The sequence below is a fragment of the Ahrensia marina genome (assembly GCF_001293565.1).
Classification (GTDB): Bacteria; Pseudomonadota; Alphaproteobacteria; order Rhizobiales; family Rhizobiaceae; genus Ahrensia; species Ahrensia marina.
This window is the reverse complement of sequence record NZ_JXMU01000020.1, coordinates 53,858-77,044: the sequence shown is the minus strand read 5'-3', so window position 1 is coordinate 77,044 and position 23,187 is coordinate 53,858. Positions and strand designations below refer to the sequence as shown.

At 51.9% G+C, this 23,187-nt stretch carries 22 protein-coding genes; 15 read left to right on the top strand and 7 right to left on the bottom strand.

The features are described from left to right. Positions 1-92: 92 nt before the first annotated feature. The gene (locus SU32_RS13620; RefSeq protein WP_053999925.1) at positions 93-998 is read right to left on the bottom strand and encodes a GntR family transcriptional regulator; all 906 of its coding nucleotides are present in this window, start codon (positions 996-998) and stop codon (positions 93-95) included. A 173-nt stretch (positions 999-1,171) separates the two neighbouring features. On the opposite strand from SU32_RS13620, the gene SU32_RS13615 reads away from it, so the two are divergent. From SU32_RS13615 to SU32_RS13595, 5 genes are all read left to right on the top strand, one after another. Then, positions 1,172-2,158 carry an ABC transporter permease gene (locus SU32_RS13615; RefSeq protein ID WP_053999924.1) on the top strand — a complete coding sequence of 329 codons (987 nt, stop codon included), beginning with the start codon at positions 1,172-1,174 and terminating at the stop codon, positions 2,156-2,158. Positions 2,159-2,198: 40 nt separating this feature from the next. Then, entirely contained in the window at positions 2,199-3,140 is a 942-nt protein-coding gene (locus SU32_RS13610; RefSeq protein WP_053999923.1) for an ABC transporter substrate-binding protein, read from the top strand. Positions 3,141-3,201: 61 nt separating this feature from the next. Next, the gene (locus SU32_RS13605; RefSeq protein ID WP_053999922.1) at positions 3,202-3,984 is read left to right on the top strand and encodes an ATP-binding cassette domain-containing protein; all 783 of its coding nucleotides are present in this window, start codon (positions 3,202-3,204) and stop codon (positions 3,982-3,984) included. Continuing rightward, the gene (locus tag SU32_RS13600; protein WP_082376754.1) at positions 3,984-5,000 is read left to right on the top strand and encodes a zinc-binding alcohol dehydrogenase family protein; all 1,017 of its coding nucleotides are present in this window, start codon (positions 3,984-3,986) and stop codon (positions 4,998-5,000) included. Before SU32_RS13605 ends, SU32_RS13600 begins: the two co-directional genes overlap by 1 nt. A gap of 1 nt (position 5,001) precedes the next feature. Then, complete coding sequence (locus tag SU32_RS13595) at positions 5,002-6,501, top strand: UxaA family hydrolase (protein ID WP_053999921.1); 1,500 nt, start codon at positions 5,002-5,004, stop codon at positions 6,499-6,501. A 26-nt stretch (positions 6,502-6,527) separates the two neighbouring features. On the opposite strand, the gene SU32_RS13590 is transcribed toward SU32_RS13595, so the two are convergent. The 6 genes from SU32_RS13590 to SU32_RS13565 form a co-directional block, all read right to left on the bottom strand. Beyond that, positions 6,528-7,376 carry an ABC transporter permease gene (locus SU32_RS13590; protein WP_053999920.1) on the bottom strand — a complete coding sequence of 283 codons (849 nt, stop codon included), beginning with the start codon at positions 7,374-7,376 and terminating at the stop codon, positions 6,528-6,530. Between the two features lies 1 nt (position 7,377). After that, complete coding sequence (locus SU32_RS13585) at positions 7,378-8,241, bottom strand: ABC transporter permease (RefSeq protein WP_053999919.1); 864 nt, start codon at positions 8,239-8,241, stop codon at positions 7,378-7,380. A gap of 1 nt (position 8,242) precedes the next feature. Then, complete coding sequence (locus SU32_RS13580; protein ID WP_053999918.1) at positions 8,243-9,349, bottom strand: ABC transporter ATP-binding protein; 1,107 nt, start codon at positions 9,347-9,349, stop codon at positions 8,243-8,245. Positions 9,350-9,422: 73 nt separating this feature from the next. Continuing rightward, complete coding sequence (locus tag SU32_RS13575; protein WP_082376752.1) at positions 9,423-10,484, bottom strand: extracellular solute-binding protein; 1,062 nt, start codon at positions 10,482-10,484, stop codon at positions 9,423-9,425. Positions 10,485-10,744: 260 nt separating this feature from the next. After that, positions 10,745-11,548, bottom strand: coding sequence for a siderophore-interacting protein (locus tag SU32_RS13570; RefSeq protein ID WP_245625543.1), 804 nt, complete (start codon positions 11,546-11,548; stop codon positions 10,745-10,747). A 184-nt stretch (positions 11,549-11,732) separates the two neighbouring features. Beyond that, positions 11,733-12,749, bottom strand: a complete 1,017-nt coding sequence (locus tag SU32_RS13565) for an Ldh family oxidoreductase (protein WP_053999916.1) — start codon at positions 12,747-12,749, stop codon at positions 11,733-11,735. Between the two features lie 113 nt (positions 12,750-12,862). On the opposite strand from SU32_RS13565, the gene SU32_RS13560 reads away from it, so the two are divergent. The 10 genes from SU32_RS13560 (at position 12,863) to SU32_RS13515 (ending at position 23,186) form a co-directional block, all read left to right on the top strand. Continuing rightward, positions 12,863-14,377: an aldehyde dehydrogenase (NADP(+)) gene (locus SU32_RS13560; protein WP_053999915.1), complete on the top strand. Its 1,515-nt coding sequence runs from the start codon at positions 12,863-12,865 to the stop codon at positions 14,375-14,377. 169 nt (positions 14,378-14,546) lie between these two features. After that, on the top strand, positions 14,547-15,353 hold the full coding sequence (locus SU32_RS13555; RefSeq protein WP_053999914.1) for an ABC transporter substrate-binding protein: 807 nt from the start codon (positions 14,547-14,549) through the stop codon (positions 15,351-15,353). Between the two features lie 67 nt (positions 15,354-15,420). Next, positions 15,421-16,086 (top strand): amino acid ABC transporter permease, encoded by a 666-nt coding sequence (locus SU32_RS13550; protein WP_053999913.1) that lies wholly within the window; start codon positions 15,421-15,423, stop codon positions 16,084-16,086. An 11-nt stretch (positions 16,087-16,097) separates the two neighbouring features. Next, complete coding sequence (locus SU32_RS13545) at positions 16,098-16,751, top strand: amino acid ABC transporter permease (RefSeq protein WP_053999912.1); 654 nt, start codon at positions 16,098-16,100, stop codon at positions 16,749-16,751. Beyond that, positions 16,744-17,466: an amino acid ABC transporter ATP-binding protein gene (locus SU32_RS13540; protein ID WP_053999911.1), complete on the top strand. Its 723-nt coding sequence runs from the start codon at positions 16,744-16,746 to the stop codon at positions 17,464-17,466. The genes SU32_RS13545 and SU32_RS13540 overlap by 8 nt, the downstream gene beginning before the upstream one ends. Positions 17,467-17,535: 69 nt before the next feature. Then, positions 17,536-18,771: an NAD(P)/FAD-dependent oxidoreductase gene (locus SU32_RS13535; RefSeq protein WP_053999910.1), complete on the top strand. Its 1,236-nt coding sequence runs from the start codon at positions 17,536-17,538 to the stop codon at positions 18,769-18,771. Continuing rightward, positions 18,768-19,769 carry a 4-hydroxyproline epimerase gene (locus SU32_RS13530; RefSeq protein WP_144421143.1) on the top strand — a complete coding sequence of 334 codons (1,002 nt, stop codon included), beginning with the start codon at positions 18,768-18,770 and terminating at the stop codon, positions 19,767-19,769. The genes SU32_RS13535 and SU32_RS13530 overlap by 4 nt, the downstream gene beginning before the upstream one ends. Next, positions 19,766-21,454, top strand: a complete 1,689-nt coding sequence (lhpI, locus tag SU32_RS13525; protein WP_053999908.1) for a cis-3-hydroxy-L-proline dehydratase — start codon at positions 19,766-19,768, stop codon at positions 21,452-21,454. The genes SU32_RS13530 and lhpI overlap by 4 nt, the downstream gene beginning before the upstream one ends. A 131-nt stretch (positions 21,455-21,585) precedes the next feature. After that, positions 21,586-22,647, top strand: coding sequence for a TRAP transporter substrate-binding protein DctP (dctP, locus tag SU32_RS13520; RefSeq protein WP_053999907.1), 1,062 nt, complete (start codon positions 21,586-21,588; stop codon positions 22,645-22,647). A 17-nt stretch (positions 22,648-22,664) separates the two neighbouring features. After that, a complete protein-coding gene (locus tag SU32_RS13515; protein ID WP_053999906.1) occupies positions 22,665-23,186 on the top strand; it encodes a TRAP transporter small permease subunit in 522 nt (173 codons plus the stop codon). The last annotated feature ends 1 nt before the right edge of the window (position 23,187 follow it).

The following is a 23,187-nucleotide window of genomic DNA, read 5'->3' as shown; positions in this document are numbered from 1 at the left end:
TGTCTGCTTTTCACTGAATCGCATCCACGCTTTAACCCTTTGATTTGCGCATGTCCGGGCGGAAAACCGGTTTCCACCCTTCTTGACATGCTCTAGCTAGCATGACTGTTTGCCTCCAGCGAGCCAAGCAAGGTCTGCTTTGATGTGGCCAAATGATTTTTTGCCGCCGTTTCCGCTTTTTCAACATCGCGGCTGCGCAAGGCGTCGATATAAATCAGATGCTCCTTTATCGCGCTTTCATTGCGTTTGCGCTCATCTGTTTTATTCCACTGGAAGTGGTAATGGAAAATCAGTGAGATGACCTTCTGAAACTCCTTTACGAAGCGGTTGATGACAACGCTGTTGATCGCCTCATGAAAGGTTTCATCCAGCTTCGAGAAGTCGTGATAGTCCTTATCAATCCTTTCAAGCAGTGAAAGGTGATCCTGTTCCAGCACATCGAGTTTTGACCAGATGTCGTGGTCTTCCGGCAGGGCAACGAGGTGCCGCACAGAATTGAGTTCCAGAACATTGCGGAAGTCGGAGAGTTCAATTGCATAATCTGCTGTAAAGCCATGCAGGACCCAGCCGCCGCGTGGACGCCGCACCACGATGCCGAACCGGCTCAGGGATGAGAAAAATTCCTGCAATGTGTGCGGGGCGACGGAGAAATCTTTTGCGAGCTGGGCAACATTAAGCACCGTTCCGGGCGGCACATCCATTCGTAATACCCATTCCAGAAAATGCTGTTCAAGTTCTTCAATGGTCAAAAGAGCTGCCGGCAATTCCATCTGATCGGCGGGTTTCGAGCGCCGTTTGATCAGTTTTTCACGGCCGTTAAGGGTAATGATCGACTGCTCATCCAGTGTGGCTAAAACACTGCGAATGACAGTCCGGCTGACACCAAGCTGTGACGCCAAAACGTTTTCAGACGGTAAAGTTTCTCCCACCGCCATTTTATCACAAAGCGACAACATCTGCTTGTGGGCTAAGACAAAGCGTTCATTTGTGCGGGCCATGAAACTCACTCGTTTTCGTATTCTGCAGAATCATCATAACTGTTTTTTGCGATTGTACAAAAAAATTAAAAACAATTGACGGCATCTTTTCCCACCGATACTGTTTATTATTATTAAAACCAGAAATGACTCTGGGAGGAGTGATTTTGTCTGAAGTACAGACCCGTTCAAGAATGCGGTTTTTGCCGTCCGGTTCAGCGCTGCATAAGCTTTCCGCATTAATCACATTGCTTCTGCTTATTCTGGCATTTTCCTTTACCAGCCCAGCATTTTTGTCGGTCAACAACGGTCTGACCGTTCTGCTGCAAACAGCGGTGATCGGCCTTCTGGCCATCGGCATGACCATGGTCATCATCACAGGCGGCATTGATCTAAGTGTGGGATCTGTTTTGGCGCTTTCAGGCGTTGTGACAGGTTTGCTCATTAAGGCAGGGCTCCCCGTTGTGCCAGCAATGGCGCTTGGCGTGGTGGCCGGTGGCGTCTGCGGCTTCGTAAACGGTCTGGTTATCACCAAAATGCGGATTACGCCCTTTGTGGCAACGCTTGGCATGATGATGATCGCGCGCGGTGTCGCGTTGCAATTGACCGGAGCGGCACCGATCAGCAGGCTTGGCGAGACTTTTGGCGCGCTGGGCAATGGATCGTTTTTCCGCGTGGTCGAAATGCAGGCGAACGGTTTTCCCAAGGTGATTTTCCCAGGCATTCCTTATCCGGCGGTTCTGCTTTTGGTCATGGCTGTGCTTGGCGCATATTTGTTGCAGCGCCGCCAGATTGGCAGACATATTTTTTCGGTGGGTTCCAATGAAGAGGCCGCGCGTTTGTCTGGCGTTGATGTCGTGCGCACGAAAATTTGGGCTTACACAGCTTCAGGGGCATTGGCGGGGCTTGCGGGCATGGTTTTGATGTCGCGCCTTGTAACAATCCAGCCCAATGAAGGGGTGATGTACGAGCTTGATGCGATTGCGGCATCGGTTATTGGCGGTGCCTCTTTGATGGGCGGTGTCGGCAGCATCTCCGGCAGTATGATTGGTGCCTTTATTATCGGCGTTCTGCGCAATGGCCTCAACATGGCGGGAACATCCGCATTCATTCAACAAATCATAATCGGTGTCGTCGTTATCGGGGCGGTGTTTATCGACCAGATGCGCAACCGAAACTGATCGAACGACTTAAACCAAGATCTTCATGAGGGAGGAAACTATGAAGAAAATACTGAAAACCATACTTGCAACAAGTGCGCTGGCTTTGGCTGCTTCCACAGTTTCGGCTGGAGAAATTGCCGTCATCGTCAAGACGACAAACTCCAATTTCTGGCAAAATGTGAATAAGGGCGCGACAGCGGCTATCGATGAGCAAAGCGAGCACACCATGTCGTTCAATGGTCCTGCATCCGAGTCGGCTGTGGCCGATCAGGTGTCGCTTGTCGAGAATGCGATTAACCGCGGTGTGTCGGCAATCGTTCTTGCACCGTCTGATCCTGAAGCGTTAGCGCCTGCTGTCAAACGTGCCTTTGAAGCCGGTATCCCGGTTGCTATCATCGATAGCGGTTTGGCAGAGGGTAATGAGCAATATTACCAGACATTCCTTTCAACGGACAATTGCGCGGCAGGGGAGCAGGCTGCAAAACTGATGATCGACAATGCGGGAAGCTCCGGCAAAGTCGCGGTGATGTCTTATGTCGCCGGTGTCGGCTCTGAAATCGGCCGCGTGGGCTGCTTTACCAAATATCTGGAAGAAAATTCCGACATTGAAATCGTTGGTCCGCTTTATTCGCAATCACAAATGGCCACAGCGCTTAATCAAACAACAGATACACTGGCGGCCAATGGCGATCTGATCGGTATCTTTGGCGCCAATGAACCAACCGCCATCGGCATGGGCCGTGCAATCGAGCAGGCAGGCAAGGCAGGACAGCTCACCGCGATCGGTTTTGACGGCAATACGGACCTTCAGGATATGGTCAAGAGCGGCACATTGCTTGCAACGGCTGTTCAAGGCTCGTTCCAGATGGGCGAGCTTGGCGTTAAAGCAGTGATCGATCTTCTTGCCGGAGAGACGGTGACTGACTTCATCGATACCGGTGTTGTGATGGTGACAAAAGAGAACATCGATTCTCCCGAAGCACAAAACGTACTTTACTGATGATGCAGCGGCCGGCGTAAGTGTTGCGCCGGCTGCTCACCTATGAGCGGCGAAATCAACTATGCTAAATACTGCAACAGAAAAAACTCCTTTGGTCGAGATGTCGCATATCCATAAGCGCTTTGGTGGATTGCATGCGGTTGAGGATGTGTCGGTAAGTCTTAACGCAGGCGAGGTGGTCGGCGTTTTGGGGCATAATGGCGCCGGTAAATCATGTCTCATGCGTATTTTGTCAGGCGCGATGAAGCCCAATGAAGGTAAAATCCTGATCAACGGGCAGGAAGCTGTCATTGATACGCCGCAGGACGCGCGCCTCAATGGTATTGAAACAATCTACCAGACCCTGGCGCTGGCGAACCATCTGGATGCTGCCGCCAATCTTTTTCTTGGCCGTGAACTTAAAACACGCTTTGGCAATCTGGATGATGCGCGGATGTTTTCAGAAGCTGAAAACGCGCTGCGTCAACTCAATCCGAATTTCAAAAATCTGCGCGATGCGGTGTCCAATCTATCGGGCGGACAGCGGCAGGTCATTGCGATTGCGCGCGCTATATATTTTCAGGCCAAAGTGCTGATTATGGACGAGCCGACGGCTGCGCTGGGGCCATCTGAAACGGCGATGGTTGCGGATTTGACGTTGCGGCTAAAAGCCGAAGGGATCGGCATTTTTCTCATTAGTCATGACATGCACGACGTGTTCGAGCTGTGTGACAGGGTGATGGTGATGAACAAGGGGCGTAATGTCGGTACGTTCGCAATTAAAGATGTGAACAAGGATGACGTGTTGAGCCTGATAATCAAAGGGGCGCTTCCGGATGACTGGACGCCGCGGGGGCAGGCCTAATGAGCGCAGAAATGATGCAGGTTGGAGTGGTTGTCGAGCCCGGCAAATTTGCCATTGAAAACCGGCCCGCCGTGGCAGAAGTGCCGGATGGATGGGTGCTGATCGATATTTGTGCGGTTGGCGTTTGCGGAACAGATTATCATATTCTGGAGGGCAAACATCCTTATCTGGCGTATCCGCGCGTGATCGGTCATGAACTAAGCGGGCGGATTGTAGGCGATGGCGATGGATGGAAAGCCGGTGATCTGGTTGTCGTCAATCCATATTTGTCTTGCGGTAGCTGCCGTGCGTGCAAACGCGGCAAGCCCAATTGTTGTTATAATATCGAAGTGCTTGGTGTGCACCGCGATGGCGGGCTTGCAACTCAGCTTGCGGTGCCTTCCGGCAATCTGTATCCGGCCGAAGGCTTGAGTGAAATCGAAGCCGCCATGGTCGAGTTTCTGGCCATTGGCGCTCATGCCGTGCGGCGCTCGGAAGTGGGGTCGGGTGACAAGGTTCTGGTTACCGGTGTCGGTCCTATCGGTATTGGTACGGCTCTTTTTGCAAGGCTTGAAGGGGCCGATGTCAGCTTGCTGGACTTAAGTGAAGCGCGATTAAATGCAGCGGCTCAAAAGTTCGGTTTCAAACAGGGCTTTAATTCCGTTGAGGCGGCTTTGGACGGCACAGGCGGCGAAGGCTATGATGTTGTTTTTGATGCGACAGGTCACAGCGGTGCAATAGAAGCAGGCTTTAAAACCGTGGCCCATGGCGGCTCTTATGTTTTGGTCAGCGTCGTCAAAGATAATATCACTTTCCATGATCCAGAATTTCACAAAAGAGAAATGCGTTTGATTGGCAGCCGCAACGCGCTTAAGCAGGATTTTGACTGGGTAATGGATGCGTTTAAAGATAAGCTGATTGATGCCGGTCGTCTTTGTTCCAGCATTTTATCGCTTGAGGAACTGTCGTCGCAATTCACGCGCCTTGCTGCGGATCGCGCGGACCTGATTAAAGTCATCGTTAAACTTGAGGATTGATATGAACGCCCCTGACATCTTGAAGCTTCACGATAACGACAATGTTGCGATTACGCTTATGGCGCTTAAAGCCGGTGACGGCATTGCGCGCGAGGCTGTTCCCAGATCGCACAAAATTGCTCTTGTTGATATTCCCGCCGGTGCTAGCGTTTTGCGTTACGGTCAGATTATAGGCAAGGCAACAGTGCCGATTTCGGCTGGCTCCCATGTGCACGAGCACAATATGGAAATGAGTGGCCATAATGTCGATTACGCATTTTCATCTGCCGTCACCCCTGTGCCTGCTCCTGCAAAAGAGCGCACATTTCAAGGCTATCACCGCGCCGATGGCAAGGTGGGCACACGCAATTATCTGGGCGTTTTAACATCGGTCAATTGTTCGGGGTCCGTGGCGCGGTTTATTGTGGAGGCGGCGGAAAAATCAGGCCTACTGGACGATTTTCCGAATGTCGACGGCATTGTTCCCATCGTTCATGGCAGCGGCTGCGGTATGGCGAACCATGGCGAAGGCTATGATATTTTAGTGCGTACGCTGGCCGGTTATTCCAGACATCCGAATTTTGGCGGCATTCTGCTCGTGGGGCTTGGGTGTGAAGTCCTGCAACTTGCAACGCTTGTTGGCGACCGCAAAATTACGGCTGACGGGCCAATGCGTTACATGACCATCCAGCAGATGGGGGGAACACAGCGCACAATTGAAAAAGGGCTTGAGGAACTGACCTCACTGGCCGCCTATGCCAATCAGGCAGAGCGTAAACCTGCACCCGTATCCGAACTCATGCTGGGTATGCAATGCGGCGGCTCTGACGGATATTCCGGTTTTACCGCTAATCCTGCGCTCGGCGTTGCCTCTGATTTGCTGGTCGCCCATGGCGGCACATCCATTCTTTCAGAAACATCAGAAATATATGGTGCGGAACATCTGTTAACGCGCCGTGCCGTAACGGCTGAAGTGGGGCAGGCGCTTGTCGACAAACTGACATGGTGGGAAGAATATTGTGCGCGCCACGGCTCGAAGATGGACAATAATCCCAGCCCCGGTAACAAGCGCGGCGGCCTGACAACAATTCTGGAAAAATCTTTGGGGGCTGTTTCAAAAAGCGGGCAGGCGCCGCTTGCCGGTGTGTATGATTATGCCGCACCGATCACGGAGAAAGGCTTCGTGTTCATGGACAGTCCCGGTTATGACCCTTGCTCGGTGACAGGGCAGGTGGCGTCGGGCGCGAACCTGATTGCCTTTACAACGGGGCGCGGTTCCGTCTCAGGTTACATGCCAACCCCCTGTATCAAGCTTGCTTCCAACTCTGATATGTATCAGCGCATGAGCAATGATATGGATGTGAATTGCGGTGAGATTGCCGAAGGTCACTCTCTGGCTGATAAGGGTGCCGAGATTTTTGAGATGCTCATTGACGTGGCTAGCGGGGCTAAAACCAAAAGCGAAAAGTTGGGCTTTGGCGGCGTGGAATTCGTGCCGTGGCAAATCGGTGCGGTGCTCTAGACTGCCGATATGACAATCGCGTGCTATTACTTTTTCTGTAATAGCAGCGAAGCCAAGCCCAATATTGCAGAGCCAACAATCAGAAGCAGTGAAACCGCGTTGAGCACCGGTGTGGAGCCGAGCTTGAGGCGGTCAAACATGGTGATTGTCAAAGGCGCATCAGACCCGACAAGCATGAGTGTTGTGTTGAAGTTCTCAAAACTCATCAGCACCGCAACAACCGCCGCTGCCGCCATTGCCGGAAACAGAAACGGCAATGTGATCTGCCTGATCGCACCCCAAGGCGTTGCGCCAAGGTTAAGCGCTGCTTCTTCAAGACCGGGATCAAATTTCTGTAAACGTGCGGAAATGACCAGCGTTGCAAATGTTGTGATGAATGAGAACTGACCCAAAATCACCAGAATGATACCGGGCCGCAATCCGTCGAACCAAAGTCCTGTCGCGTCTTCCAAAGTGTTGGCAACGTTGGATGTAAATACCAGAATTGAAATGCCCAAAATAATGCCGGGAATAATCAACGGCAGCAGCATCAGAATGTATAAAAATCCTTTGCCGCGGAAATCATGGCGCACAAACAAGAACGCGTTACATGTGCCAACAAAGACCGAGAGGGCCGCAACCCAGAAGGCGACAACGCCGGATGTGACCACCGAGCGCAGGATCGGCCGTTCATGGAAAACGCCGATATAGGGAGCCTGATCACCAAAGAACCAAGCCCATGTGAAGCCTTCCCATGGCAGGGAAGGAAACACGCTGTCATTAAATGCAAACACGCACACGGTGGCTAAAGGCAGTGCCAGATAGAAAAAGAACAGCGCGACATAAAGCCGGTATGACCATTTGAAGGCCGAATTTTGCGGGATCGTTGTAATCATATCAGCGGGCCATTGTCTTGCTTAGGGATTGGCCGGAAAGCTTGAGGCCGAGGAAAACAATCAGTGACGAAAGCCCCAATAGAAGGAAGCCGAAAGCGGAACCAAGCTCCCAGTTAAAGCGTGTGATGAACTGGCTGTAGATCAGACCGGTAAACCAGAGGCTGTCTTTGCCGCCCAGCAAAATAGGTGTCAAATAATTGCCTAGCGACAACATGAAGACCACGATGCAGCCCGAGACGATGCCGGGCATGGCATGGGGAATGACAATCTCGCGCAGGATTGAAAAACTGGTGCCGCCAAGGTCATAACCGGCTTCAATCAAGCTGTCATCCAGACTGTCGAGTGTGGTGACCAGCGGAACCACCATGAAGAGCATGGATGTGTAGACCAGTCCGGTCATGATGGCTGCATCATTATACAGCATCTCGACAGGGCCATTGACCAGTCCAGCATATTGCAAAACCTGCGATATCACGCCGGTCTCACGCAGCAAGATCATCCAGCCAAATGTGCGGACGAGTTCACTGACCCAGAACGGGATCAGGCACATTAAAAACAGAGTCGTTTTGGTGCGCCCGCGCGTCAGTTTGGCGATGTAATAAGCAATCGGAAAACCAATAAGCAGGGTCAATAAAGTTGCGGCAATCGACATATAGGCTGTGCGCGCAAATGTGTTCCAGTAAAGCGGTTCGTTGAAGAACACGGCGTAATTGGCAAAGCTGGTTTCATACTCGCGCACGCCGACTTTTTCGCGCAGCGAAACAAAAAACATGCCGATATGCGGCAGAATAATCAGTGTTGCCAACCACAATATCAGAGGCGAGAGCAGCAACCAGAATGTGAGTTTGGATTTGTCAGACTTCATGTCATGCGCCTTGATGCTCGAAACAGCGGGTCTGTTCCGGCTCCCATCCAAAATGCACATTATCTCCGACGACAAGATCGCGGAATTCTCCGGTTTGCGGCAGCGCTACATTCAATGGTGCGCCATTGGTCGCGTCACGCAAAATAAGCTGGCTGTTGGCGCCGTTAAACAGCACGTTTTCAACCGTGCCTTTTCCGGTGTTGCCCATTTTGGTTATATCTTTTGCGTTGCGCGATAGGCGCACAGCTTCAGGGCGCACAAACACATCCACCTTGCTGCCATTGGTCAGGCCACGGCCAAGATCAAGGCCGCTTAAGGTTTTGCCTTCCGGTGTCTTCAAATTCACAATGCCGTTTTTGGCGCTGTCGACCGTGGCATGAAAACGGTTTGCCTCGCCGACAAATCCGGCGACGAAGGCGGTTTTCGGCTCGTAATAAAGTTCCTTGGCAGTGCCGACCTGCTCAAACACGCCGTGGTTCATCACCGCAATCTGATCGCTCATCACCAAGGCCTCGGACTGGTCGTGCGTGATATAAACAAAGGTGGTGTTGAATTCAGACTGAAGCTGTTTCAACTCGATTTTCATATGCTCGCGCAGCTTTAAATCCAGCGCACCCAGCGGCTCATCCAATAAAAGAACATCAGGCTCCAGCACCATGCAGCGGGCAATTGCCACGCGCTGCTTCTGGCCGCCTGAAAGAGAACTGACAGCGCGGTCGCTCGTGCCGCCTAGTCCGACACGTTCCAGCACCGCTTCTACCTGTTTTTTGATGTCGGCTTTGTTAACGCCGCGCTGGCGCAGGCCAAAGCCCACATTGGCGCCGATGCTCATCATAGGAAACAGCGCGAGGTGCTGAAACACCATTGAGACGGGGCGTCTGTTGGGCGCGACATCCAGCATTGATCGGCCTTTGATTAACAGGTCGCCGCTTGTCGGTTCCTGGAAACCGGCGATCATACGCAGTAATGTTGTTTTACCGCATCCGGACGGGCCAAGAATAGAAAAGAAAGTGCCTTGGGGCACACTGAAACTGACGTCGCGAACGGCTTTAAACTCTTTGAAGCTTTTGGAGATAGCGCGACATTCAAGATCCGGAGTGGAAGACATATGCAAACTGGCTTTCAAAAGGAGAAGCGCGGGAGCCGCGCTTCTTTATATTATGCATTAGGTTGAGGCGCTATTACTGAGCCGCGTTGATGCGGTCCAGAGCAGCACCTTCCAAGGCTTCCAAGCCTGCCGGTACGACCGGATACCATTTCACATTATCAATGGCTTCCTGCGGAAAGCTAGCCTGATAACGCTGTTTTAGATCATCATTAACATTGGCGTCACCGCCTTGTGATGCCGTAAAGTTGCCGGCAGATTCGGTGATCATAGCCGCAATATCAGGCTTCATGACAAAGTTGATCCAGGCATAGGCAGCTTCGTCAGCGCGGCCACGTGCAGGAATGGCAAATGTGTCGATCCAGCCCAGCGCACCTGATTCCGGCGCGACATAATTGATATCCGCATTATCCGCGTTCAACTGCCAGCCGCCTGTATCCCAAGCCATAGCAGCAACAACTTCACCGGAGCGCAGGAGGTTCTTAATTTCGTCGCCGCCATCCCAATATGCTTTAACATTGGCTTTACATTCAATGAGCTTTGCTTCGACTTTATCAAGAATGTCTTTGTAAGCTGCTTCGTCGTCATAAGCGGCAAACGGGTCCATGCCCATTGCAAAGGCAAAACCGGTAAGCGTTGCGCGCTTGAGGCGGTATGAAACCTTGCCGGATACGGATTCATTACACAGGTCAGTGTAATCCTTGATGTCGGATGCTTCCGCCGAATTTACAATAAGGCCGCTTGTACCCCAGATGTGAGGGACGCCGTAGACTTCGCCTTCATAGGTTGTGTTGCCTTTGGCGGCTTCCAGCATGGAAGGAATGAACAGGGACGTATCGATTTTTGAAAGATCAAGTGGCTTGTAAATGCCGAATTCAGCCTGCGGGCCTGCAATGCGGTCCTGACTTGGCTGTGCCAGATCAAATCCGCCGCCATTTGTTGCGCGCAGCTTGGCGATCATTTCTTCATTGTTGGATTTTGTGACTTCAACCGTGTGGCCGGTTTCGGCTTCAAACTTGGCAATCACTTCGTCAGGTGCATAACCGCCCCATGTCAGCAAACGCAGTGTTTCTGCCTGTGCTGTTGTTGATAGCGCGACAATTGCGACTGTCGATAACATTATTTTTAGTTTCATCATTCTCTCCTCTTTCCGCTAAAATTAACGGGATGAACTTATGCAAACCGGCACTTTTCAGACGATCTACCTGTGATCCGATTATTCCTGCTTTACGACGGTCGCATGACACCGGACTGATAGCTTGTTGATAGTACACAGTTATATCGATCGTACAACGCTTGATCGGGAGAGATTTGATCGTGTGGTAAAATTTCCACAGGGGCGTGATTTGGCGCAGACGCTTGAAAGAAGTGTCTGCGCTTTAATTCGTGACGCGGCGCTTATTCGTTACGCTTTTCGATCTGATGCTCATCTTCAATCAGGCCGATTTTCCAATAGCCTGATATATAGGCATCTTCCTTGGGTATCTGCTTTTCATTGACAAGATAGATGCGCAGCGCGCGGATAACCGAACTTTCACCTGCGATGCAGGTTTGGATTGTTCCGTTTGGCAGCGATAAAGAGCGGATGAAATCTTCCTGCAATGGTGACGGTAGATGCGGGTCAGGCGAAACAAGCCAGTGGATTTCAATTCCGGCAGGCGCTTTGATCGGCTGCTTGTCGGCTTCGGAGAGAATTTCGAAGACCGCAATGCCTTTGGCGTCATCGGGCATTGCTTCCAATGTGGCGCAGGCCACCGGCAAAGCTGTCATGTCGGCGGCAATCAGGTAATAATCGGCGTAAAATTTCGTCAGTTTCGGCAGGCTAGGGCCTGCAAATCCGCAAAAATCGCCGGGCTTTGCGCGCGATGCCCAGCGCGCAGCCGGTCCGCTATCGCCATGGGCCACAAAATCGACATCCATTTCAAGTGGGTTTTCGCGAAACGAGCGTACTGTATAGGTGCGTATTACCGGTTTGGGACCATCTTCCAATTGTTGCGCAAAATCTTCGCGCGATTGACCTTCGTCCGGCAGGAGAATTTTACAATTCCCGCCAGCGCGGTCCGTTGCAATGCCATTAAGTTCATCACCGGCAAATGTAATCCGTATCATATTGGGCGTTATATATTGCGCGCGCTCGACTGTGAGCAGTCGTCTTGAGGGCCGGTTTTCCATGTCGCTATCGTCCTGTAAATGCGGGATCATCGGTCTGCCTGCAATGCTTTAGCTGACCGGTATCCGTCTTGGTTGTCCGGCGTAAATTGCATAGTTGACTAAATTACTCAAGTTTAAAATCAGCTTTTATCATCCGTCTCACTATAGTGAAACGGATGATTGATTGTGCGGATTAAGTTGTGATTAGCGGCGGCTTTTTTCGCGCAATTCAGGGCTATGCCAAGAAGGATTGCAGGGACTGCATTTCGTCGCTGGTCAACTGGACACCGTCGCGCATTGTCTGATCTCGCATGGCGAAACGGCGCTGTGATGGCAGTCTTGCGCCTTGTCCTAATATGGCATCAAACAAAACTTCGGCGCGCACGAACGGATTTCCCGGCCGTCCGGCCGCAAATTTTTCGGGGCTGAATGCAATAATCAGTTCGCCGTGATGCGGGGATAGTGTTGTGTTGCCAAGATTTTCCAAAGCTTCGGGGCTTGTCATGTCGCCGATCATCACGCCTGACAAAAGTTCGATCATGGTCGAGATTGCGGAGCCCTTATGCGCGCCGAAAGGCATCATGGCACCGGCGAGTGCTTTTTCTGGATCGGTGGTTGGTTCACCGTCTACATCAACGGCCCAATCTTCGGGTATTTGAGTGCCGGCACGGCGGTGCAGTTCAATTTCTCCGCGTGCGGCAATCGATGTGGCAAAATCGAACACATAAGGGTGTTTTGAAGGGCGGGGCCAGCCAAAGGCAATCGGGTTGGTGCCCAATAATGGTTCTTTGCCGCCATAGGGGGCAACGCTTGCATAGCTTGGACATATGGCCAGCGCGGCAAGTCCCATATCGGTCAGCGTCTCAATTTCGGGCCACAATGCCGAAAAATGCGTGCAGGAATTAATGACAAGGCTTGCAACGCCCAATTGACGAGCCCGCTCGGCCAGTGCGGGTGCGCCCAGCTTGAAAGCGGCCGGTGAAAAGGCACCTTTAGCGTCCACACGCAGAATTGCAGAGCCATCATCTGTCAGTTCCGGTTTTGCTTTTGGTTCAACCTTGCCTGCGGCAATCGTGCGAAGACATCCTTCGATGCGGTAAATACCATGTGACTTACAGCCGTCGCGTTCACCGGCAACAATCACATCAGCCGTGGCGCTCGCCTGCTGCCCGGACAGGCCGGCATTTTCGAAAATCTTCACAACCAGATCGCTCAGTTCGCTGATGGATAAGGTGCTCGTCTCTTGCGCCATTTTTGACCTCTTTCTACCCCTTGATTGTTTGTGTTATATGTATACATAAAGTATGCATAGATGAGAAGCGCTTTTTCTTACATCCAAAATTCAGATATTTATTAGGAATTGAAATGACTTTTACACCCCACGGAAAACACTTAATTGCTGGCGAATGGGTCAGTGGCACAGAGAGTTTTAAGTCTGAACCTGCGCATGGAAACGCGCATAGTTTCAGTGTGGGTACGGTTGATCTGGTGGCGCGCGCTGCGCAAGGCGCAGAAGAAGCCTTCTGGGAGTATGGATACTCCAGCAGAGAAACACGCGCGGCATTTCTGGACGCTATCGCCGATGAGATCGAAGCGCGCGCCGATGCCATTACGCAAATTGGCTGTGAAGAAACCGGTTTGCCCGAAGCCCGCCTTCAAGGTGAGCGCGGCCGCACAACCGGCCAGCTACGTTTATTTGCCGATCACATTCGCAAAGGTGACTATCTGGACAAGCGTGTGGACGCTGCCCAGCCGGATCGCAAACCGGCTCCAAGACCGGAAATCCGTCTGATCGAACGTCCAATTGGTCCGGTCGCCGTATTTGGCGCTTCCAATTTTCCGCTCGCATTCTCAACGGCTGGCGGTGATACGGCAGCGGCATTGGCCGCCGGCTGTCCGGTGGTGGTTAAAGGACATTCCGCGCACCCGGGAACGGGCGAAATCATCGCTGAAGCGATACATGCCGCCATTGAAAAGACCGGCATGCCAAGCGGTGTCTTCAGCCTCATTCAAGGCGGCAAACGCGATGTCGGCCAGGCGCTGGTTCAGCATCCGCTTATAAAAGCAGTCGGATTTACCGGCAGTCTGGCAGGCGGCAGAGCGCTGTTTGATCTTTGTGCAGCCAGAGATGAGCCTATCCCGTTCTTCGGCGAACTGGGCAGCGTGAACCCGATGTTTGTTCTTGGCGAAAGTGCCAAAGCGCGCGCCGAGGAAATCAGTCGCGGCTGGGCTGGTTCGCTTGTGATGGGCGCAGGGCAATTTTGCACCAATCCGGGCATTGCCGTCGTTCTTGACGGGCCGGATGCCGATCATTTTGTCGCTGCCGCTAAAGCCTCGTTAGAAGATGTTGCGCCGCAGACAATGCTGACGGACGGCATTGCCAAAGCGTACCGTGAGGGATGTGAGCGGTTTGCAAACAGCAAGGTTGCCAAGACAATTTATACGACGGACTCTGAGGGACGCACTGCATCACCCAATATTTTTGAAGTCAGCGCAGCCGACTTTCTGCAAGCGCAGGAATTGGGGGAAGAAGTGTTCGGCCCGCTCGGTCTCGTGGTGCGTGTATCATCTATTGATGAGATGGTTGAACTGGCGCGCGGCTTTGATGGCCAGCTTACCATGACACTGCATATGGATGAAGGTGATCTTGCCGATGCCCGTAAACTGACACCGGTTCTGGAGCGCAAAGCAGGGCGCCTGCTGGTCAACGGTTTCCCGACAGGTGTGGAGGTTGTTGATTCAATGGTGCATGGCGGACCGTATCCGGCTTCCACCAATTTCGGTGCAACATCTGTGGGCACGCTTTCTATCCGCCGCTTCTTGCGTCCGGTCAGTTACCAGAACTTCCCGGCAGAGCTGCTGCCTGAAGACTTGCAATAAATCAATGAAAAGACACTCCCGGCCAAAGCCGTTAACAGAACAGTTTTGGTTGGGAGTATAACATTTGTATACTTTTTGTATTTTTAATTTGATTTTCTCTTTTTCTAATGGAATAAATGTGCGGTGAGATCGGTTCAGAAGGCCGTGACACCTAATGGGAGAATTAAATATGAGAACCAAACTTTTCGTTCTGGCTTTGGCTGCCACTGCATTTTTGACCGCACCTGCTTCCGCCGATAAGCTGGATGACATTATTTCATCCGGTAAGCTGCGCTGTGCTGTTGTGCTTGACTTTCCACCGATGGGCTCGCGCGATGCGGACAATAATCCAGTCGGCTTTGACGTTGATTATTGTAATGATCTGGCCAAGGCGCTGGGCGTTGAGGCTGAAATCGTCGAAACACCATTCCCTGAGCGTATTCCGGCGCTGATGTCAGGCCGTGTTGATGTTGGTGTTGCGTCAACATCTGATACGCTTGAGCGCGCCAAAACAGTTGGCATGTCTATTCCTTACTTCGCGTTTGAAATGGCTGTGACTGCCAATGATGAGGCTGGCATCAGCTCTTTTGAAGATATGAAGGGTAAAGTGGTCGGCGCTGTTGCCGGTACTTTTGAAGGTATCGCTCTGGAAGCACAGGTCAATGAGTGGGGCGAAGGCGAATACCGTCCTTACCAGACACAGGCTGATGTTTTCCTGGCGCTGAGCCAGGGCCAGATCGATGCGACCGTATCAACATCTACAGTTGCGCAGGCCAATGTTAAGTCAGGCAAATTCTCGGGTATTTCTGTTGCCGGTAAAGCACCGTTTGATACCGACTATGTGGCTTTGTTCACGAACCGTGAAGAGTACGGTTTCCTCAACTATCTCAACCTGTTTGTAAATCAGCAGGTGCGTACCGGCCGCTATGCGGAACTGTATGAGAAATATGTTGGCGGCGACCTTCCTGAACTGACTGTACCAAACGTCTACCGTTAAATTTCAGGTCAACGAAACTTGCTGGTGTGCATCGCGCACCGGCAGATTTAAATCATGGTGACGGTTGATGTTTAACTACACTTTCCACTGGAATCAGGCATTCAGGTCTTTGCCTCAATTGCTTGAAGGGGCCCTTGTCACACTGGAAATTGCAGTGCTTTCAATGGTTATCGGACTGTTTATTGCCGTGCTGTTCACATTGTTTCGGCTATCCGGAATTCGGGTGTTGAACGCCTTTGCAGTTTCATGGATCGAAATTGCACGAAACACACCGGCACTTTTTCAAATTTATATGGCGCATTTCGGGCTGGGAAGCTTCGGTATTCATTTAAGCCCCTATGCCGCTTTGCTGGCGGGTATCGCGTTTAATAATGCGGGCTATCTGTCGGAGAATTTCCGCGGTGCGCTCAAAGCAATACCGGACACCCAAACCAGAGCAGGCCGCTCGCTCGGCATGACATGGCTCCAGTCTTTCAGACTGATCGTCATGCCGCAAATGCTGCGTGTCGCTTTTCTGCCGATGACCAATCAAATGGTCTGGGCAATCCTAATGACTTCGCTGGGTGTAACTGTCGGCATGAATACGGATCTGGCCGGTATTACCCAAGCGCTTAATGCACGCTCGTTCCGTACATTTGAGTTCTTCGCCATCGCCGCAGTGATTTATTACATCATTGCTAAAATTGTAACTCTTGGCGCCCGGCTTATTGCTTCGCGCATGTTCCGTTACTGAGGGAGGTTGCTATGTTTGACACAGCATTAACAACAAGTGACCTTTTATTCATGGCAAAAGGCGCAGGCATGACGCTTGCTGTGACCGGTATCGCGGTTGCCGCCGGTACTCTACTGGGTATTGTTTTGGGCGTTGTCCGCGTACAGCTCGGGCCGGTCTGGTCTGCGCCATTGACATTCCTGCTTGATATTTTCAGGTCGGTTCCGCTGTTGATCCAGCTCGTCTTAGGCAATGCTTTTCAAGCGATTGCCCAGTTCGGCTGGGAGCCATTTACGACATCATGCGTCATTCTTTCACTTTATACCGCTGCTTATTGCACCGAAATTGTTCGCGGTGCCATTGATGCAGTGCCGGCAACAACGCGCCGTGCCGCCCGTTCGCTTGGGCTGAACTGGTCACAGGATATGGGCTATATTGTTGCGCCGCTTGCGGCAAGGATTGCCATGCCGTCATGGATTGGCCTGACGCTTGGCGTTCTGAAAGATTCATCGCTGATATTATGGTTGGGTATGATCGAGCTGTTGCGCGCGTCGCAAATTGTGATCACCCGGCTTCAAGAGCCGCTGTTTATTTTGATGATCTGCGGTCTGATTTATTTCCTTCTAAGCTTCCCAATTGCCCGTCTTGGCGGGTATCTGGAAAAACGGTGGTCACCCAATGATTGAGATTGAAAATGTTCGCAAATCCTTTGGCCCTTTGGAGGTGCTCAAAGGCATCGACCTGACGGTAAAAAAGGGCGAGGTGCTGACCGTTATTGGCGGTTCAGGTTCTGGTAAATCGACGCTGTTGACCTGTATCAACGGCCTTGAGCCCATCGATTCCGGCCGCATTCTGGTTGATGGCACACATGTCCATGCCAAAAGCACCGACATAAACAAGCTGCGCTGCAAGATCGGTATCGTGTTCCAGCAATTCAATGCGTTTCCGCATCTGACCGTTTTGGAAAATGTTACTCTGGCGCCGCGCAAGGTAAAGAAAATGAGCCGCGCGGAAGCTGAGGAAATTGCCATCAAGCAGCTCAACCATGTTGGTCTTGGCGAAAAGCGCGATGTTTATCCAAGCCGCTTATCGGGCGGGCAGCAGCAACGTATGGCAATTGCACGCGCTCTGGCGATGTCGCCCGATTACATGCTTTTTGACGAGGTGACATCCGCGCTTGATCCGCAATTGGTGGGCGAGGTTCTCGATACGCTTAAAATGCTTGCCGATGATGGCATGACGATGATTCTGGTGACCCATGAGATGAGCTTTGCACGCGATGTGTCAGACCGTGTTGCGTTCTTCCATCAAGGGGTCATGGCTGAAATTGGTCCACCAAAGCAGATATTTGAAGATCCTCAAAACGAAGAGACGCGCAAGTTTCTGTCAAATGTTCGCTAGGGTTCTTGCCCGACCCATGATTTGGGTATTGTCTATGCGTTGCAGTGTAAAAAGATAAAGATTTGACCAATGAGCGAAACGCGGATCATTGTTGTCGGTGCCGGCGTGACTGGCTTGTCAATCGCGCTGGACCTACAGGCGAAAGGATTGCCGGTTTGTGTCATTGACCGGAAAGGGCCTGCGGCAGGTGCCTCTGCTGGCAATGCCGGTGCGTTTGCGTTCAGTGAAATTTTGCCTCTGGCCTCGCCGAAAACGATCATGCAGTCGCCCAAATGGCTTTTTGATCCGCTTGGACCGCTGAGTATTCCGACGCGATATGCGCCGCAGATTGCTCCTTGGATGTTGCGCTTTTTATGTGCAAGCCAACCAAGTCAGGTTCGCCAATCAACCAAAGCTCAGGCTGCCATGATGCGCCATGCGCAAAATACGCTTGAGCCGTTTCTGTCGCGGGCCGGTCTTGCTCACATGTTGCGCAAGGAAGGGCAATTGCAGGTTTATGAAGGGGCGAAACAGTTTCAGGCGGCCTTGCCGGGCTATGCGGCACTGGAAGCGGAAAATGTGCCGTTCAAGCATTTAAAGGGCGATGAAATTGCCGACTATCAACCCGGCCTGTCACCGCGCTTTACACACGCGACATTTACGTCGGCCTATGCGACTATTGACGATCCGAAAGACTATACGCTTGCACTGGCCGAAAAGTTCTCGGCCAATGGTGGCGAGATTTTAGTCGGTGAGGTGACCACAATTACGGCAACGGGCATTCGCACAAGTCTGGGTGATCTTGAAGGAAAGATCATTTTAGCCGCCGGTGCGTTTTCGCATCGTCTTGCGCGCACGGCAGGTGTCCGGATTCCGCTTGAAACCGAGCGTGGTTACAATACCACTTTGCCCGATTGCGACTTTGACCTGCGACAGCATCTGACATTTGGCGGTCATGGCTTTGTGATTTCGAAATTACGTTCTGGCCTGCGCGTTGGCGGCTCGGTTGAACTTGGGGGGTTGGATTTGCCGCCCAACTATGCCCGCGCCGAAGCAATGCTCAATAAGGCGAAGGCATTCCTGCCCGGTTTGAAAACCGGCGGCGGCGTACAATGGATGGGTTTCCGTCCGTCCTTACCTGATACATTGCCTGCAATTGGCGCATTGCCGGGCCATAAAAATGTCATTTGCGCTTTCGGGCATGGCCATTTGGGTCTTACACAATCAACGGCGACAGCAGCGCTTGTGGCCGATATTGTGAGCGGGCAAAATCCTGCCATTGATATAACACCTTTTTCTCCAAGCCGTTTTGCGAGTTGGCTATAATGCAGCACACATTTTCATGTATTGACGGGCATACCTGCGGTAATCCCGTGCGTCTTGTTTCAGGCGGAGGGCCGCGTCTTGAAGGCAACACCATGCTTGAAAGACGGGCGCATTTTTTGCGCGAGTTTGACTGGATACGCACCGGATTGATGTTCGAGCCGCGCGGTCACGACATGATGTCCGGTTCTATCCTTTATCCATCGACACGCCCTGATTGCGATGTTGCAGTGCTGTTTATCGAAACATCCGGCTGTCTTCCAATGTGCGGGCACGGCACTATTGGCACGGTGACGATGGGGATTGAAAACGGATTGATTAATCCGCGCGAACCGGGCCGCTTGTCGATTGATACACCGGCGGGAAAGGTCGATATTTCCTACAAGCAGGAGGGCCGGTATGTTGAAGAGGTCCGGCTTACCAATGTTCCCGGATTTCTGTATGCCGAGGGCTTGAGCGCAGAGGTGGACGGTCTTGGCGAGATCGTTGTCGATGTGGCTTATGGCGGTAATTTCTATGCGATCGTCGAAGCACAAAAGAACTTCCGCGATATGGCTGATTTTACGGCCGGTGAGTTGATCGGTTGGTCTCCGAAATTACGCGCTGCTCTTAATGCGAAGTACGAGTTTGTTCATCCCGAACATCCGGATATTAACGGGCTGTCGCATATATTGTGGACCGGCGCGCCAACCGTTGAGGGTGCTCATGCGCGCAATGCGGTTTTCTACGGTGATAAAGCCATTGACCGGTCACCATGCGGAACCGGTACATCGGCACGTATGGCACAGCTTGCCGCCAAAGGTACGCTGAAAGCGGGCGATCCTTTTTGGCATGAGTCCATTATCGGCTCGATTTTCAAAGGCCGTGTGGAAGCCGAAACGGAAGTTGCAGGAAAACCGGCAATTATTCCATCGGTTTCGGGATGGGCTAGAATGACAGGTTACAACACGATCTTCATCGATGAGCGTGATCCCTTCGCGCATGGCTTTGTGGTCAAATGACCGGTCTACAAGCACGTCGCATTGTATCCGGTACCGCCGAAGGGCCGGTCTTGGCTTCGTCAACAGGGCTGAGCTTTTGGGGCGGGGTTGATCCGGTTTCTGCCAGTGTCATCGATACCCACCATCCCTTGCATGGCAAATGCGTGGCTGGCGCTGTCTTGATGATGCCGACAAGCCGCGGTTCCTGTTCCGGTTCCGGCGTTATGCTTGATCTCGCCCTTAACGGCAAAGCGCCGGCGGCGCTGATTTTCTCCGAGGAAGAAGACATTCTGACTTTGGGCGCTCTGATTGCCGGCAAGTTGTTTGACTGCGGCTTTCCGGTGTTGCGGGTTTCTTCCGATGTGTTTGGCGAACTGGCGAAACAGTCCAGCCTGAAAATGGAAGATGATTTGATCATTGGTGACGGCGTAGAAGTTCCGATTACAAATCCTGTTGCGACAGCGCTGGAATTGACGGACGAAGACCGGTCAATACTTGACGGGCGCGATGGTCCTGCCGCCACTCTAGCGATGGAGATCATTTGCACTGTCGCGCGGCAACAAGGCGCAACACAGCTTACCGACATTAAACGGGGCCATATTGACGGTTGCATCTATGCCCATCCGGCCAATCTGATTTTTGCTGAAAAAATGGATGATCTGGGTGCCAAAGTGCGTGTTCCGACATCCATCAACGCGATTTCGGTCGACCGTATGAATTGGCATTCACAAGGCGTTCCGGCTGATTTTGGCAATGCAGCCTCGCGTCTTGCCGATGCTTATGTCCGTATGGGATGCCAGCCGACATTTACGTGCGCTCCTTATTTATTGGATGACCGTCCAGCGTTGAACGAGACAATCGCTTGGGCAGAATCCAATGCGGTTATCTATGCAAACAGCGTTTTGGGCGCACGCACGCCTAAACATCCTGATTATCTGGATTTATGCATTGCCGTGACGGGAAGGGCACCGCTTGCCGGTGTTTATCTCGACAAAGAACGTCAGGCAAAATGTGTGCTGGAAATAGAAGCGCCACAGAGCGCCAATGATGCGATCTGGCCTCTTATCGGATATTTGGCCGGTCTTAAGTCGCCTGACCGGATTCCGCTTTTGCGTGGTCTTAAAGCGCTTGAACCTGATGAAGATGATCTCAAAGCACTATGTGCGGCCTTTGGTACGACATCCGCCGCACCGATGTTGCATATTGATGGTGTGACGCCTGAGTCAGCTGAAGCAGGTTCAGACGATTTGGACATTATTCCCATCTCGAAGACGGATTTGCTGAATGCATGGCAACAGCTTAATGAGGGGCCGCAGGACGTCGATCTGATAGCGATTGGCAGCCCGCATGCTTCCTTAAAAGAATGCCGGATGCTTGCCGCAGCGCTCAAGGGTCAAAAAGTAACGGCCGCAACCATTTTGACCGCAGGGCGAAACGTGATTTCCTTGGCGCAGGCTGACGGCACTCTGGCCACACTCAAAGATGCGGGCGTACAGGTCATTCCTGACCTTTGCTGGTGTTCAATTATAGAGCCGATTTTTCCTCCGGATGCGCGCTCTGTCATGACCAATTCGGGCAAATATGCGCATTATGGCCCCGGTCTTTCCGGCCGTTCTGTTCGCTTGGGCAGCATGGAAGATTGCGCTCTTGGTGCCGTAAAAGGCTCTGCACCAATGAATGTTCCGGCTTGGTTGTCGCCGAATTAAACAACTTATTCAATCATAAATTATTGAAAAATATTCGTAATTTCTCTTAAAAAATTTATCTCAAAATAATTGTCGACAAATAAAATACAATATGTACTCTTAATTTCGTAATTTGAAACAGGGAGTTCAAAATGAAACAATTTCTACTCAAAGCGGGACTGCTGGCAGGGCTGTCCGCGCTTTCCTTTGCAGCAAGTGCACAAGAGGTAACGTGGCGCGTACCAACGTCCGTGCCTGAAGGGTCACCATTTTATGTGAATTTTCTTGAGCGGTTTGCGGATAATGTTGAAACACTGACAGACGGTGCCGTCGAAATTCAGCCTTTCGGTGCGGGGATTCTCGTTCCGGCATTGCAGGTTTATGATGGTGTGAGCGACGGCATTGTTGAAGCCGGTCATTCAACGCCATGTTTCAGCGTCAACAAGGATCCTCTGAACGCGATCTTCTGCGGTTTTCCCGGCGGTATGGGACCGGAAGCACATGCGACATGGATGTATGAGGGCGGCGGAAAAGAGAAGCTTGCCGAGATGCGTGCGGCAGAAGGCTTCAAGTCACTGGTTGTTGGCATCGGTTCATCGGAAGTTATGGCACATGCCAATAAACCGATCCGCTCCGCCGAGGATTTGAAGGGCCTTAAATATCGCACAGCGGGTCCATGGGCTGAAGTGATGCGCGATTATTTCGACGCTGTTCCTACTGTTGTGCCACCAGGCGAAATTTACACTTTGCTTGAGCGCAAAGGCGTGGATGCAATCGAATGGGCACCGCCTTCTGCAAACCTTCCCGAAGGGTTCCATGAAGTCGCACCTTACATCATTACACCTGGTGTGCACCAGCCGACATTTGTTTGGGAAGTGGTTGTCAAACAGGAAAGATGGGATGCGCTTGACGACAAGCTAAAAGCGAAAATGGAAGCAGCAGCCGAGCTGACGACTTTTCAGTCGCTTTACAACTTCTATGACAATGACATGAAAGCAATGGAAGTGTTTGCGGGCAGCAAGGCCGAAGTCATTACGCTGGACCAATCATTTATCGACGAGCTAAATGCTGCCGGTGTTGATTGGATCAAGAAAAAGGCTGAATCCGAAAAAGAGGCAGGTAAAGGCAAAATGGCCGAAATCCTTGCCGATTATCTGGCCTATGAAGACCGTTGGACTGCACAGAGCAGCTATCTCATTCGCAACGGCAACTAACAGACAGGGAGGCAATTATGAAAAGAACGTTATTTGCTACCGTAGACACCATTTCAGTTGTTCTGGGATATGTCGCACAGGCGATGGTTCTGATCCTGATTGGCTCCATGTTGTATGAAGTGGTGGCGCGCTATGTATTCGGCGCGCCAACGCTGTGGGCTTTTGACATAGCGTATATGAGTACCGGCGCGCTGTTTATTCTGGGCGCTGCGCAAGCGCTTCGCGAAGATGCCCATGTGCGCATTGACTTTCTCTCCACCAAACTCCCGCCGCGCGTGCGGCACACCATCGAAGGCATTGTTTTCCTTCTGGTGCTGACACCGATCTTTGCCATGCTGACCTATGTTGCAGGGCAAAGAACATTGCGGGCGTGGACCACTGGCGAGGTTGAACATGTCAGCCCCTGGGCACCGGTCATGTGGCCGTTTTACAGTGCGCTGGCAATCGGGCTGGCTGCTCTAACGCTGCAACTGGCGATTGAGGGAATGCGCGCCTTTACCGCATCCAAAACTGACAATTCATTCAAAATCGAGACGTGAT

Bases quoted from the DNA above. Each gene is read 5' to 3' on its own strand.
- SU32_RS13620 (WP_053999925.1), bottom strand. From the start codon at position 998: ATGGCCCGCACAAATGAACGCTTTGTCTTAGCCCACAAGCAGATGTTG.
- SU32_RS13615 (WP_053999924.1), top strand. From the start codon at position 1,172: ATGCGGTTTTTGCCGTCCGGTTCAGCGCTGCATAAGCTTTCCGCATTA.
- SU32_RS13610 (WP_053999923.1), top strand. From the start codon at position 2,199: ATGAAGAAAATACTGAAAACCATACTTGCAACAAGTGCGCTGGCTTTG.
- SU32_RS13605 (WP_053999922.1), top strand. From the start codon at position 3,202: ATGCTAAATACTGCAACAGAAAAAACTCCTTTGGTCGAGATGTCGCAT.
- SU32_RS13600 (WP_082376754.1), top strand. From the start codon at position 3,984: ATGAGCGCAGAAATGATGCAGGTTGGAGTGGTTGTCGAGCCCGGCAAA.
- SU32_RS13595 (WP_053999921.1), top strand. From the start codon at position 5,002: ATGAACGCCCCTGACATCTTGAAGCTTCACGATAACGACAATGTTGCG.
- SU32_RS13590 (WP_053999920.1), bottom strand. From the start codon at position 7,376: ATGATTACAACGATCCCGCAAAATTCGGCCTTCAAATGGTCATACCGG.
- SU32_RS13585 (WP_053999919.1), bottom strand. From the start codon at position 8,241: ATGAAGTCTGACAAATCCAAACTCACATTCTGGTTGCTGCTCTCGCCT.
- SU32_RS13580 (WP_053999918.1), bottom strand. From the start codon at position 9,349: ATGTCTTCCACTCCGGATCTTGAATGTCGCGCTATCTCCAAAAGCTTC.
- SU32_RS13575 (WP_082376752.1), bottom strand. From the start codon at position 10,484: ATGATGAAACTAAAAATAATGTTATCGACAGTCGCAATTGTCGCGCTA.
- SU32_RS13570 (WP_245625543.1), bottom strand. From the start codon at position 11,548: ATGATCCCGCATTTACAGGACGATAGCGACATGGAAAACCGGCCCTCA.
- SU32_RS13565 (WP_053999916.1), bottom strand. From the start codon at position 12,749: ATGGCGCAAGAGACGAGCACCTTATCCATCAGCGAACTGAGCGATCTG.
- SU32_RS13560 (WP_053999915.1), top strand. From the start codon at position 12,863: ATGACTTTTACACCCCACGGAAAACACTTAATTGCTGGCGAATGGGTC.
- SU32_RS13555 (WP_053999914.1), top strand. From the start codon at position 14,547: ATGAGAACCAAACTTTTCGTTCTGGCTTTGGCTGCCACTGCATTTTTG.
- SU32_RS13550 (WP_053999913.1), top strand. From the start codon at position 15,421: ATGTTTAACTACACTTTCCACTGGAATCAGGCATTCAGGTCTTTGCCT.
- SU32_RS13545 (WP_053999912.1), top strand. From the start codon at position 16,098: ATGTTTGACACAGCATTAACAACAAGTGACCTTTTATTCATGGCAAAA.
- SU32_RS13540 (WP_053999911.1), top strand. From the start codon at position 16,744: ATGATTGAGATTGAAAATGTTCGCAAATCCTTTGGCCCTTTGGAGGTG.
- SU32_RS13535 (WP_053999910.1), top strand. From the start codon at position 17,536: ATGAGCGAAACGCGGATCATTGTTGTCGGTGCCGGCGTGACTGGCTTG.
- lhpI (WP_053999908.1), top strand. From the start codon at position 19,766: ATGACCGGTCTACAAGCACGTCGCATTGTATCCGGTACCGCCGAAGGG.
- dctP (WP_053999907.1), top strand. From the start codon at position 21,586: ATGAAACAATTTCTACTCAAAGCGGGACTGCTGGCAGGGCTGTCCGCG.
- SU32_RS13515 (WP_053999906.1), top strand. From the start codon at position 22,665: ATGAAAAGAACGTTATTTGCTACCGTAGACACCATTTCAGTTGTTCTG.